This window comes from Paenibacillus sp. V4I5 (genome assembly GCF_030817255.1).
Lineage (GTDB): Bacteria > Bacillota > Bacilli > Paenibacillales > NBRC-103111 > Paenibacillus_E.
The window spans coordinates 3936202-3949101 of the sequence record NZ_JAUSZB010000002.1; the positions used below are offsets into that span (position 1 = coordinate 3936202).

Sequence of the window (12900 nt, forward strand, 5' to 3'; positions counted from 1 at the left end):
ATCCCATCTTCATCAGCTCAAGTACATCTACGATTTTTGTATCATCATCATTTTTAGTGATTCCCTCACAGAAAGTGGAAAAAACCAAATATCCCGCCCTCTTTTTGAAGATCCAAAAAGAGAACAGGCCTGGTCATTATTCTTTGAGCGCTCCAACCATGACGCCTTTCACAAAATATTTCTGTAAAAAAGGATAGGCAATCAGAATAGGCAATGTAGCCACCATGATCGTTGCGTATTTAATACTTTCCCCAATCGCTTGCGTGTCGTTCGCATTCCCCGTTCCAGTGGTCATCGAATCCGTGCTGTTTTGCACCAGAATTTCTCGAAGAATCAGCTGCAGCGGGAACATCTCCCTATCGTGCAGAAACAGCATGGCATTAAACCAGGAATTCCAGTGGGCTACGCCATAGTAAAGCACCATTACGGCAATAACAGGCATGGACAGAGGCACTACAATCTGAAACAAAATGCGGTATTCGCCTGCCCCGTCGATCTTAGCTGATTCCAACAAGCCCTCTGGGATGGCTTCGAACGAAGTTCGCATAATAATCAAGTTCCACGTGCTGATCGCCACAGGTAAGATGAGGGCAAGGTAGCTATTTCCCATGTGCAGATAGTTGTTGATTAACAAATATGTCGGAATCAATCCGCCGCTGAAATACATCGTAAACACGATACAGATCATCAAGAACTTTCGCATCATGAACTTCCTGGACAGTGCGTACGCTCCGATCGTCGTAAAAAACAGATTAACCGCCGTACCCACAATCAAGATGAGCAAAGTATTCCCATACCCCGTCAAAATGTTGGGATTTGCAATCACTTTCTGAAAAGCGTCGAGGTTAAACCCCAGTGGTTTCAACAACAAGCCGGAGTGCTGGATTAGCAAATTGGAATCACTGATGGAAGCCATGAAAACATAGTAGAACGGGTACAACGTACAGACGATAAGCAATATCATCAGAATCGCATTACCGATATCGAATAGACGCTCAGTTGCGCTTAATTTCATCGTGAGTTCCTCCTACCACAACCGGTTGCCGGAGAATCGGCGGAATAAGCTGTTAGCGCTAATAAGTAAAATGAAGTTGATCATGGATTGAAATAGCCCCACGGCCGTTGTATAGCTATAATCATTCCCTTGTGCAAGCCCTTCGCGATAAACAAAGGACGAAATCACATCCGCAGTTTCATACGTATTTGGATTATAAAGCAGAACGACCTTCTCGAAGCCGACCTCCATCAATCCGCCAATTCGAAGAATGAGCAAAATCATAATCGTTGGAATGAGTCCCGGAAGCGTTACACTCCAGATTTGCCGGAACCTTCCTGCCCCATCAACGCGAACAGCTTCGTACAACTCGGGGTTTATCCCGCTAAGCGCGGCCAAATAAATGATGGATGACCAACCGAGTTCTTGCCAAACAGACGTGCTGACGAAAATGGTACGGAAATTCTCTGCATTATTCATGAGGGCAGAATCTTGCCCGCCGAAGAACATAATGATGGAGTTTACAATACCTCCGCGGTTCGTGAAGTCAATAATTAACCCAGAAATGACCACAATCGAGATGAAATGCGGCAAGTAGGAAACCGTCTGCACAATTGATTTGAAAAGCTTCTGGCGTAGCTCATTCAAAAGGATCGCAAGAATAATCGGTGCTGGGAAGCCGAATATCAAGTTATAAAAGCTGATCAGAAACGTATTGCGCAGCACGCGGATAAAATAATAGCTTTGAAAGAAATCTTTGAAATGTTGAAAACCTACCCAATCGCTGCCCCAAATGCCTTTCGCAGGACTAAAATCCTTGAAGGCGATAACTGCGCCATACATCGGGAAATATTTAAAAATGAAGAAGTACAGCACAACCGGCAGTACCATCAGGTAGATCGCGCGATTTTTTCTTATGTCATCTAGTAAAACCCGAATGGAATTGGCCATGTTCTCACTTCCTTACGGACCCCCACAAAGTGACGTGAAACCTTCGAAGCTTATTCCGTCCGCACCGAGTGCTAGCTCGGTCGGCGTCTAAACTTTCCGCTTAATGCGGTCAAGCTTCTTCGGATTACTTCGATAAGAGTTTATACAATACTTTGCGGGGAGCCCCAGAATTATTAATTCAGAAGGGGAGGCTGGCTCCCCACGAGCTTTTTAGCGTTTGTTGTAACGATCTGTTGCCGCTTGGTAGATCTCCACAGCACGGTCCATATTCATCTTTTTCACTTGTTCTATCGTTTTATCGTAATCTTCAACCTTTGCGGCACCCATTACAATTTTAGTAATTTGCTCCGTCAACAGCGTACTCACGTCGTTCAAAATTTTCGCTGACTCCTTAGCTTCATCCGTAGACAGAACCACAGGCGGCAGTATCACTTTATAGGCATTATTCGCATATTTAGCGTATAGTTTCACGGCATCTTTTTGTGCTGGCAATTGATAATACTGATCGTTGTAACGGTCATCATCCAAACCAGAGAAGCCGTAGTTGGCAATAAAATATTTAGCCATCGCTTGACTGATCGGCAGGTTGTCTGGATTTTTCAAAATCAGGTCCGTGTATTTCGGTTGACCGTCTACTTTCGTGTACGTTTGACCTTCGATACCGAAGTTTTTGAGCATCGCGCCTTCTTCGCTATACAGATAGTCCAAGGCTTTTACCGTTTCTGCCGCATGCTTATTCGCACTTGTAATGACCGTTCCGATGTTGTCGTATTCCCATGACGCTTGCACAAATTTAGGCTCGTCACCCTTTTTCAAAACTGGATATTGGACAGCAGAGAGCTTCGCTTTCGGGTCTGTCTTCTGCAGCGCTGGCGTATACGTACCGATGCTTCCGCCGATGAAACCGTAGAATGCTCCCGCTTTGCCGGAAGTTACTTTCGCATCCATCGTTTTGGTGTCATTGGAAGCGAAGTCTGGATCGATCAGACCTTCCTTGTACCATTTTTGCATCGTCGTCAAATATTGCTTGAACTCTGGTTGTGCAGGCCCGAATTTCACTTTTCCATTATCGATATAGAAGCTGTTCGCGTTGGCAATCGTAGACATGCCCGTAACACCGTATGCGCCTGCGAAGTCAGCAAATGACATCGGGTAGGATTTGTTCAATGTGAAAGGAATAGCGCCTTTCTTCTCTTTAAACGCTTTTAGCACCGTTTCCCACTCATCAATCGTTTCCGGCGTTTTCAATCCGAGCTCATCCAGCCAATCCTGACGAATGACCATGCCGCTGAACGTTTTGTACTGGCCGTATTGACCAACCTTCAGGTGAGGCATTGCGTAAATATCACCGTTATCCGCCTTGATTTGTTTGGCGATTTGAGGATTTGCGTCCATAATTTTTTTCAAATTCGGCGCATTCTTTTCAATTAAATCATTCAGTTTAATAATCGTGCCGTCTTTGAACATTTTGGATGTTCCGCCCTGTACACTGTTCCAGTTCCAGAGCATCGAATCCGGCAAATTATTAGAAGCAACCATGACACCGTATTGCTGAACATCATCTTGCGGTGTGTTTCCAGATGAATGTTGGAAGTCAAATGTTACATTTGTCTTCTTGGCCCACTCTTTCACCATAGGCAGCTCGTTTAAGCTTTTGACGACTGCTTTCGCATTCGGATTCATCGGTGTCCATAATGTCACCTTCACAGGTTCTTTAGAATCAGCAGTTGCGGTTGGCGCTGTGCTGCCCTTATCTTTTGTAGATCCAGCGTTTCCGCAAGCAGTTGCAAGCGTTAGAGCTAGAATGGTTGCCGCAATAGGCAATACTTTTAGTTGAGATCTTCTTTTCATGGAAACACTCCCCTTATATCGTAGTCCGGCACTAACGCCGTGAAGCGGATTAGCCCTGTGGAAGAAGCATATCTCACGCCTCATCATGTCGTATATCGTCGATTATTCAATCGTATTGTTTTCTTAGGAATAGACGTCGCTTCTTTTTGTAACATCCTCATTATTTGAGAATTCCCTTATTTGCAAAGAAAAAATCGCCCTTTCACCGCTATGGGAGCCGGTTCTATGGCGATTTGCGTGTTAGTCGCTGATCAGCACTTCAATGCCGAGCGCCTCAATCGTATCGATCCATTCCTTCGAACAGCCTGAATCGGTAATGAGCATCGAGATTTCCTCGAGCTTTGACACTCTAGCGAACGTAGACATACCGAATTTGGAATGATCCGCTACCAGAATGGATTCCTCGGCTCGCTGCATCATTTTTCGCGAAATAATGGCTTCAGCTAAATGGAAGTCAGTAATGCCGTCCGCGAGTGAGATGCCTCCTACGGAGATAAACGCTTTGTTCACTTTAAATTGATCCAGCATCTGATCCGTCAGGGAGCCTGTTGCAGCTTGATACTCGACGTTCACTTCCCCGCCTGCGAAGATAATTCTTCCCCGGAACGTTTCCATGGCCAAATTGAGAATCGGCACAGAATGGGTGATCAAGGTTACATTCGTTCGATCCTTCAAGTAAGGCAAAATTTCAATCGTCGTTGTGCCGTTATCCAGCATGATCGTTTCGCCGTCTTGGACTAAAGAGGCAGCCAGCTTGCCGATCGCTGTTTTCTCTGACTTCATCATTTGGGTCCTCTTGAGAAAGGGAGGCTCAACAAGCTCCATGCGCATTTTGACAGCGCCTCCGTACACTTTGCGAAGCTTGCCTTCCTTCTCTAGCCGATCTAAGTCCCGCCGCACCGTTTCCGTCGAGACGTTAAGCATCTCAGACAGGTGATGCACCTGTACTTTCCCTTCCATCTCCAAATGGTTCAGGATGGTCATCCTGCGATCTTCGTATGTTAATGACATAATGGCCTCCTAAAAGTTTTCCGTAAGGAAAACTGGCATCGTCAGCATCAGCTATTGACCGATGATATCCACATGGTGATGTTTCCTGTTGTTTTCATCCAGTTTATAAGGTGGCGCTTACGATGTCAACGGATCGGCTTCATCCTTTAGCCAGCGAAGCAATAAGTTGATTGATCTGCTCACGCTTCTTAATAATCCAGTCGGGTTCATGCGGATAATCGCTGAATGTTAATGGCACAGCAAGATCTTCTTCAATGATGGCAATAGTTCTCTCGCGACCAATCAAACCTTCTAACATTTCAAGCGCCCTTACATCTTGCAAAGCTTCATAAAATACAACCATTCGAATGGATTCGATAGGTCCCGTTTCTCCTGGATATACAAGGAAGGCATCCCCAGAAGGAAAAGCTCGATCTGCATCCGTTTGGACAAATGGATTCACCATTTTACGTGCATATTGTGAATACCAGAAGTTATACCCCCAATGTAAAAATCCTCGTATATCAAATTTATATAACTGGAATCCAATGATCCGATTTCTCTCCGAAGGAAATACAAAGAATCGATTTGATACTTTTTTGTACTGCGCACAGCAATAATAAGTCCAAAGGTTATCCACGCCGCGGCTAATAAAGGAATCAATATGATTGTTGGCAACCACTGGTGTGTTCACAAGGCCATGTGCGTAAAATTCATAGTCCGAAAGTGCGTCGAACGTAGGATAGCCTTGAAGGAACTGGCTCAACCGGCTACTTGCTGCTCGATATGACTCCAAATTGTCCAAGGTCGGTTCGTCCGAAACGTGGAAAAACACGCGATCCTGAATGCCCTGCTTTTTGATAAACTGATCCAATTTAGGTAAAAGTGCCTCTAGGAACTGGCCATATTCTTCTCCAGTTGCATCTGTTTCCCAACCAAATATTCGCTTCAGCTGCCCCTTTTCCGCAGCCATGATTTTGGGCGCAAACTGTGCCCCCCATTGCGTAAATAAATGAGAAAACTCATAATATTCAACCCCGCAGCGTTCTCCAAGTGCTATCCATCTCTCCAGTAAGCGAAAATCAAATCGGTACCCATTCTCATCACGCTCTACCTCTACTAACTGCACAGTAGTCCGCTCACCGCCAACTTCTGTATCCAATGGAGGCGTGAATAATGGTGTTAAAATCATATTGATCCCTTGTTTGACCGCAGTTTGAACATATTGCTCTATAAGTCTCCAATGCTCTTCGCTGAAGACATTCACATTGTAATGATTGGCCAAACAATCCGTATGAAACCATTCGGTTCGAATCAACCTTTGCTTGGGCAAAGAACCGCTTAATACTTGCAAATCGATGCGCTCTGAACCCATCCGATTGCCATCAGTAGATAGCAATATCACATCAATTGGGTACACTCCTTCTGGATGTTGATTTTTGAGATCCACCGTTATCCATAGAGAGCTCCAGCTCCCAGGTAAAGCAACCTCGCCATTTGCATCCATAGGCATCAACGGATCGGGATACAGACCCGGATGATCACTGATTATATAATCATCATGATCGCCATAACATGCTAATTCACTTGGCGCCAATCCAACTTTTCGTACCGTCATACACTCGGCTAGTGGTGATTCGATTTCGATGCGTATGCCTTTAATAAGCTGCTCCGAGCGATACGCTACCTGAAACGAGTAAATTTCGTTGCTGAATGTTGTTGCTCGTTCAAGGAAATAACGGGAATCGAGTTCATGATGAGCGATTACTTTAGCCAAAGAATTCAAACATCGTAATTCAACCTTTTTATCAGACATGATGTAGTCTCCTCTTACTTACAATTAATATGGTTATTGATTACAAAGATACGGTTGTTACTCCGTACAGTATATCGGCATTTTTTGCTTAATCGCTTTTTTTTGAGAAAAAACCGTCCCCACGATCCATACTCTCGGAAACGGTTTCATTCTTGCATTCACTCATTTTATTTAAAAAATTCCTCATTGACAGTATATCAAACCAGCGATACAATAGCCAACAAACAACAATATATTATAAAGAAACAACATGATTACTACAAAATACAACTTATAGGGGGACATTTATTGTGCAGCATCAGCTTGCCTTTCGCGAAGATCGCACTTTTACGATTGCCCAGTTCACTGATTTACATTGGGAAAATGGTGAGGATGAAGATCAGCAAACACGTCGTCTAATGGAAGAAGTGCTAGACGCTGAGCATCCTGACCTTGTTGTATTTACGGGCGACGTCATTTACACAGGGTACGGGGCATCCGGTGAATCTGTTTGCAAGCATCCGCACCAAGCGTTTCGCGATGCCGTTCACACGGCCGAATCTCGTGGTATTCCATGGGCTGTTGTGTTCGGTAACCACGATACAGAAACTACCATCACTAGAGATGAGCTCATGAAAACAGTGCTGGAGCATTCCCATACAGTTACCCAGCGTGGACCAGAAGAAATTAACGGTGTTGGCAACTATACATTGTCCATTTCCGGTCCCAATGGTCAGACCGCTGCCGCTTTGTACTTCTTTGATTCCGGGGATCGCTCTGTGCTGCCGCATATCCAAGGTTATGATTGGATTCGCAGCAATCAGATCGACTGGTACAGAGAGGAATCGCGAAAGCTCCAATCGAGTATCGGATCGCAGGCATACCCTGCCTTGGCTTTCTTTCACATCCCGCTTCAGGAGTATAAACAAGTTTGGGACAATGAGACTTGCTACGGCGACAAGTTTGAGAACGTCTGCTGCTCCCCCGTTAACTCAGGACTATTTACTGCCATGGTAGAAATGGGCGATGTCATCGGAACTTTCTGCGGCCACGACCACGTCAACGATTATTGGGGCGAGCTTCACGGAGTACGTCTCTGCTACGGAAGAGCAACAGGTTACAATACCTATGGCAAAGACGGCTTCCCTCGTGGTGCCAGGATGATTCGACTCCGCGAAGGCGAGCGTTCTTTCGAATCCTGGCTGCGACTGGCTGACGGCACGGTAATCATGGATCAACCCGAACACAACCCCAACGTTTAACTTCTCTCAAGGTTTGGAGATGATCGCTTGTTTATCGTTTCAATTTTACTAGTCGTAGCTTCAGGTCTTACGCACGCGGTCTGGAGCTTATTCACCAAAAGAAGCCAGAATAAAAGCGTCTTTCTATGGTCCATCATGATGGTAACCACAATCGGACTTCTTCCATATTTAATCAGAGAACTCTGGCTTACCCCTTTATCCCTACAAGCCTACGGATTCTTACTTTTATCTGCGTGTTTGCAAAGCGTCTACTCCCTGTTGTTGGCACGCACCTACAATATGGGCGACCTCTCCCAGGTATATCCGATTATGCGAGGCACCAGCACGCTCTTCATTCCCATTGGCAGCGTCTTGTTCCTTCGTGAATCCTTATCGATATACGGTTGGATAGGTCTGCTCTGCATGGTCTTTGGTTTCATTTGGCTTAGCGGTATTTTCACCCGTAAACAAGCATCCGCCGGAACGGTTAAGCCATTCCTTATGGCCCTTAGTGTCGGCCTATGTACGACATGTTACGTTTTTGTTGATCGCATCAACCTTCAGCATGTCTCAGCTATCTCTTTATTGGAGGTTACGAATATCGGGTTCATGGCTGCACTGACGCCCATTGTACTGGCTTCTAAACAACTTCGCGTCGAATGGAAGCTTAACGCCAAGATCATTTTACTGGGTGCGATCCTCAACCCCGGATCTTATTTGTTATTTTTGATCGCCATGAAATATGCTCCTGTTGGCCATATCTCACCAATTCGTGAGATTGGCACTGTCTTTGCTACGATTCTGGGCATTGTTGTGCTTAAAGAAAAGCAAGGCACACTACGAATTATTTGCTCGATTCTTATCTTGATCGGCATTTTGATCATTAGTTTTTTTGGCTAAAAAGGCCGGAAAATTTTTAAAAAGTAGGATATATCTACATTGACTTTATTCCATATCCAGCATATTATAATGTCAGTGAGTACTGACATCTTTTCGGAAGAGGGATAATAACATGGACAGCAGCAAGCTGGGAAGCAGCGATAGACTTCTCTTGGCGGCGCTCAATTTGATAGCAGCTAAAGGCTACAATGGGGTAACCACCCTTGAAATTGCCACGGAAGCAGGTCTTAGTGAGAAGACATTGTTTCGCCAATTCGGCAGTAAGCAGAAGCTTCTCGAAGCCGCATTTGACCGCTATCATTATGCCGAAGAGATGAAGAAGCTGTTTAGTGAAAAGCTCGTGTGGGATCTGGAGAAGGATCTGCTTCTGGTCAGTAAAACCTATCATGAGATTATGAACCGTAATCGCAAATTGATCCAGATCAGTCTCAAAGAAGAAGGCCAACTGCCCGGATTCCGCGAGCGTACACATAAGCATCCTCTGCAATTGCTGGAAATTTTAACGAATTATTTCATCGAGATGTCTGAGAAAGGCAAAATGATTCCCACGTATCCGGAGATGCACGCCTTCTCCTTTATGATGATGAATTTCGGGGCGTTCATGAACGATCTCGATAGCCATAAAAATTATTCAACCATTTCGTTGGAGCCATTTATTCAAGAGAGCGTAAAGATTTTTGCTAGGGCCTTACAACCCTAGTTTTTTTATAGATCGTATGTCAGTCAGTACTGACAGTCAAATTTTAAAGAAGGATGTGGTAACGTATGACTACCCAAACCCAAGAACTGCAGCAAGCCGGCGACAAATTAATGCGTATTTTGATGTTCACCCTGACTATATCCATGATGAGCGGCATCATGTTCAACATCGTCTTGCCCAAGATTAGTGAAGACTTCTCCCTTACAATTGCCCAGGTCAGCTGGCTCTCTTCTGCCTACATTCTGATCTACGCCATTGGCGCAGTCACCTACGGAAAGCTGGCAGACCGCTATAAGCTGAAAAATTTAGTAACCTTCGGACTCCTATTATTTACGGCCGGTTCTCTTATCGGGCTGACTTCACAAACATTCGGGATGGCGCTAGTCGGCAGATGTCTGCAAGCATCCGGAGCTGCGGTTATTCCCGCGATTGCGATGATCATACCCTTACGTTATTTCGCTCCAGAGCGAAGAGGCGCAGCTCTTGGCATGACCGCAGTAGGTTTAGCTTTCGGTAATGCACTTGGGCCTGTTGTCGCTGCTTTAATCGTTAGCACGGTACACTGGCGCTGGTTATTCGCTGTACCTTTGCTTATTTTGGCTAACCTCCCTTTTTACCGCAAGTATTTAGGAAATGAACAGCCTGGGACAACAGGGAAATTTGACTGGATTGGTGGCAGTCTGTTGGCCATCACAATAGCCTTATTTCTGCTGAGTGTTACGAAGGGAATCTGGCTTTTGTTAGGTGGCTTACTCGCTTTAGGGTTATTCATTGCTCGAATTTGCACGGCTGGGGAGCCCTTTATTGCCCCAAAACTCTTTCGAAATAAAAAGTACACACTCGGACTGACTATTTCATTCCTCATCAGCGGTACTTGCTGCTCACTCTATGTACTTAGCCCGCTTCTATTAGCAGATATTCAGAAGTTACCTTCCGTTTGGATCGGCTTCGCGATGGTTCCTGCAGCAGTCGCTTCGGCTGTATTTGGTCGTAGAGGCGGTAAACTCGCGGATGTAAAAGGCAACTCATTTGTCGTTTATGTGGCTTCAAGCTTACTGCTAGCTTGTTTTATGTTACTCTCCACTTTTACCGGAGGTTCTCCCTTTCTCATTGCTGTTTTTCTGGTTCTCGGCAACGTCGGGCAATCTTTCATTGTCATTGCGTTATCCAACTCAGTTTCAAGAACTTTGCCAAAGGAACAGGTTGGTGTCGGGATGGGCATGCTGGCAATGGTCAATTTCATTTCGCAAGGGATCGCGATCGGCATATACAGTAAAATCGTTGATCTTGGATCACAAAGCATTCCAAACTGGAACCCCTTTTACAGCTATTTATCTGGCTTTATTTTTAGCAATATCTGCTTAGTTATAGCCGCATTGCAACTGGTTATTCTAGCGATTTACTATTTTTCATTTGGCAAAAAGAAGCAAAAGAAGGTTGTGGTCTTGAAGGAGTCTGAGGCAGCTGCTTTATCAAGTAGTTATAACTAAACGACAAAATCAAGTGGACCCATGCAACTGCGCATGGGTCCACTTGATTTAATTGACAAATTCTGGGTATAACAATATGCTAGAACACAAAGCAAAAACTGTTAAGTTATGACTAACATACGGGAGAAACAATGACTATTTTGATCAGAATATTCTGCTTCATTTGTTTCTTTCTATTGATTGGATGTTCAGATGAACAAATAACTCCCAAGAACATTGAACGTTCTGATCTTGATACAAATCTACGAACATAGGTGCAATCAAAATCAAAAGAAAATGGTATTTATTTGAGAAAAATGAATGAAAATAAGGATCAAACAGAGAAGATTCGTTACCTTATTTACTCCAAAAAAGACCTTAGCTACGACTACAGAACAATTAAATTTGATGAGAAAGATGGGACTCTTTCTATCTATTTAAAAGATAAAATGGCCGCTGACGAGCAGTACTTGAAAAATGAGTCACTTTTCATAATTACTTTAGATACCCAGCCCGAAAAAATTGAAATGTACTTAAATGAAAATACCGTTGATTATCAAATGGAACAGCTTTGAATTAAGCAGCAAACAAAAGGGTGGTCTTAAGAAACATGAGGAAAATCCTATTAACCATTTTCTTTTTATTCACATATTTTCTGTTGTTCACCGGTTTTAAGTGGGCATATACTTTCTTTTTCGATGGAGGGATATCACCTTTTATTAATGTATTGCTGCTTATTTTTATAATAGCTTTATTTCTGCCATCCCTATTAATCACTAAATTTGCAGCTAAGTATGTAAAATGATTCGTTCCCTCCCGGATTCCAACATTATTTTGTTAAAAGCACGCGATGAACGCCTCTACTGCCTCCAGGTGCCGTTCCTATATATAAATATCCGTTATGGCTTGCAGCCGTAGTTACGCCAAACAATGAGCCTTCCGGATCATGCCAGCTTCCGATAAGTTCCCCTTGCGGGCCGAACTCCGCAGCAAGCCCATGCTTCGCTGGTGCACTTGCGCCGCTAAGCAGCGACTCTGGTACTTTGGCCATGATACCAGCCAACCACGGGCTGCGATGCATCTGATCTGCAAAAGAAAGGCGAGTCGTAAAGATCCCGACCCAGAAATGACCCTGTTCATCACGCGTAATGTTATCTGGAAAGCCTGCGAGATTGTCCGCAAAAATATCAGATGTCCCCTTCTTTGGACCCTTGAGCCAGTATCTGGTCAACTGATAATGATACGATTCCGCCACAAGCACGAAATCTTCATCCGCAGACAAGGCAACCCCGTTCGCAAAATAGAGGCCTTCTAACAGGACGGTCGTCTGTTTGGTCATTGGATCGTACTTCAGCAAGCGTCCATGCGGCTTGTTCTCGGCAATTTCTCTGAATGTCACACGTCCATAGTTCGAGGTATCGGAAAAATATATGGAGCCGTCCCGGGCAATATCAAGCTCGTTAGCTAAATAGATCGGCTTGCCGTCTACTTGATTGGCCAATACCTCTATGCTCCCCGATGGGTTAATAGACAGCAGTCCCCTCTTGATATCCGTAACGATCAAATCGCCTTTGGCATCGAATTTAAGTCCATTAGGCGTTCCTTTGGTGTCTGCAAACACTTGGGCTTTTTGCGGATTGCCCTCTGCATCGAAAGGAACCTTGTAAATTTTTCCGTCCGAATCTCCTGTATATAACTGGCCGTTTTTATCGAATGTAATGAATTCCGGGAATTGTGGGGCATCTGTAACAAGCTGAGCAGAGCTGAGTTTGTTGTTCTGTTTCCAAGGGCCCGCTTCCTGAAAAGAGGGAGCCGTCGGTGCCAGCCATTTTACCGGTTCGATAGGTGAAGGAACTAGTAAGAAAACGATGACTCCAAGAATGAGCACAGCAAGCAGCGATAGCCCCAAACTGCGCACTTTACGTGGTGAGCGTTTAGGGCGATTCACGCCCTCTGGAGATTTAACGGAACGAACTTGTGGATTTGGCATTAGAGTGCCTCCTATGTCT

The 12900-nt window shown here is 44.6% G+C and carries 11 protein-coding genes; 5 read left to right on the plus strand and 6 right to left on the minus strand.

The annotated features are described in order from the left end of the window. Nucleotides 1-136: 136 nt before the first annotated feature. From QFZ78_RS19755 to QFZ78_RS19775, 5 genes are all read right to left on the minus strand, one after another. Nucleotides 137-1015, minus strand: coding sequence for a carbohydrate ABC transporter permease (locus QFZ78_RS19755; protein WP_307550147.1), 879 nt, complete (start codon nucleotides 1013-1015; stop codon nucleotides 137-139). Between the two features lie 12 nt (nucleotides 1016-1027). Then, nucleotides 1028-1945: an ABC transporter permease gene (locus tag QFZ78_RS19760; RefSeq protein WP_307550148.1), complete on the minus strand. Its 918-nt coding sequence runs from the start codon at nucleotides 1943-1945 to the stop codon at nucleotides 1028-1030. Between the two features lie 210 nt (nucleotides 1946-2155). Next, on the minus strand, nucleotides 2156-3796 hold the full coding sequence (locus QFZ78_RS19765; protein ID WP_307550149.1) for a type 2 periplasmic-binding domain-containing protein: 1641 nt from the start codon (nucleotides 3794-3796) through the stop codon (nucleotides 2156-2158). A gap of 240 nt (nucleotides 3797-4036) precedes the next feature. Beyond that, complete coding sequence (locus QFZ78_RS19770) at nucleotides 4037-4807, minus strand: DeoR/GlpR family DNA-binding transcription regulator (RefSeq protein WP_307550151.1); 771 nt, start codon at nucleotides 4805-4807, stop codon at nucleotides 4037-4039. A 139-nt stretch (nucleotides 4808-4946) separates the two neighbouring features. Further along, nucleotides 4947-6602 (minus strand): DUF4091 domain-containing protein, encoded by a 1656-nt coding sequence (locus QFZ78_RS19775; protein ID WP_307550153.1) that lies wholly within the window; start codon nucleotides 6600-6602, stop codon nucleotides 4947-4949. A 290-nt stretch (nucleotides 6603-6892) separates the two neighbouring features. On the opposite strand from QFZ78_RS19775, the gene QFZ78_RS19780 reads away from it, so the two are divergent. The 5 genes from QFZ78_RS19780 (at nucleotide 6893) to QFZ78_RS19800 (ending at nucleotide 11466) form a co-directional block, all read left to right on the plus strand. After that, nucleotides 6893-7843, plus strand: coding sequence for a metallophosphoesterase family protein (locus QFZ78_RS19780; RefSeq protein WP_307550155.1), 951 nt, complete (start codon nucleotides 6893-6895; stop codon nucleotides 7841-7843). A 27-nt stretch (nucleotides 7844-7870) separates the two neighbouring features. Further along, nucleotides 7871-8722 (plus strand): DMT family transporter, encoded by an 852-nt coding sequence (locus QFZ78_RS19785; protein WP_307550156.1) that lies wholly within the window; start codon nucleotides 7871-7873, stop codon nucleotides 8720-8722. A gap of 112 nt (nucleotides 8723-8834) precedes the next feature. Continuing rightward, a complete protein-coding gene (locus QFZ78_RS19790) occupies nucleotides 8835-9422 on the plus strand; it encodes a TetR/AcrR family transcriptional regulator (RefSeq protein ID WP_307550158.1) in 588 nt (195 codons plus the stop codon). 65 nt (nucleotides 9423-9487) lie between these two features. Continuing rightward, nucleotides 9488-10912: an MFS transporter gene (locus QFZ78_RS19795; protein WP_307550160.1), complete on the plus strand. Its 1425-nt coding sequence runs from the start codon at nucleotides 9488-9490 to the stop codon at nucleotides 10910-10912. 287 nt (nucleotides 10913-11199) lie between these two features. Further along, complete coding sequence (locus QFZ78_RS19800; RefSeq protein ID WP_307550162.1) at nucleotides 11200-11466, plus strand: hypothetical protein; 267 nt, start codon at nucleotides 11200-11202, stop codon at nucleotides 11464-11466. A gap of 254 nt (nucleotides 11467-11720) precedes the next feature. Here QFZ78_RS19800 and QFZ78_RS19805 read toward each other — a convergent pair whose 3' ends face one another. Continuing rightward, entirely contained in the window at nucleotides 11721-12881 is a 1161-nt protein-coding gene (locus tag QFZ78_RS19805; protein WP_307550164.1) for an SMP-30/gluconolactonase/LRE family protein, read from the minus strand. Nucleotides 12882-12900: the final 19 nt, after the last annotated feature.

Coding starts and splice junctions, on each gene's coding strand:
- QFZ78_RS19770 (WP_307550151.1), bottom strand. CDS start 4,807: ATGTCATTAACATACGAAGATCGCAGGATGACCATCCTGAACCATTTG.
- QFZ78_RS19765 (WP_307550149.1), bottom strand. CDS start 3,796: ATGAAAAGAAGATCTCAACTAAAAGTATTGCCTATTGCGGCAACCATT.
- QFZ78_RS19805 (WP_307550164.1), bottom strand. CDS start 12,881: ATGCCAAATCCACAAGTTCGTTCCGTTAAATCTCCAGAGGGCGTGAAT.
- QFZ78_RS19775 (WP_307550153.1), bottom strand. CDS start 6,602: ATGTCTGATAAAAAGGTTGAATTACGATGTTTGAATTCTTTGGCTAAA.
- QFZ78_RS19790 (WP_307550158.1), top strand. CDS start 8,835: ATGGACAGCAGCAAGCTGGGAAGCAGCGATAGACTTCTCTTGGCGGCG.
- QFZ78_RS19760 (WP_307550148.1), bottom strand. CDS start 1,945: ATGGCCAATTCCATTCGGGTTTTACTAGATGACATAAGAAAAAATCGC.
- QFZ78_RS19795 (WP_307550160.1), top strand. CDS start 9,488: ATGACTACCCAAACCCAAGAACTGCAGCAAGCCGGCGACAAATTAATG.
- QFZ78_RS19755 (WP_307550147.1), bottom strand. CDS start 1,015: ATGAAATTAAGCGCAACTGAGCGTCTATTCGATATCGGTAATGCGATT.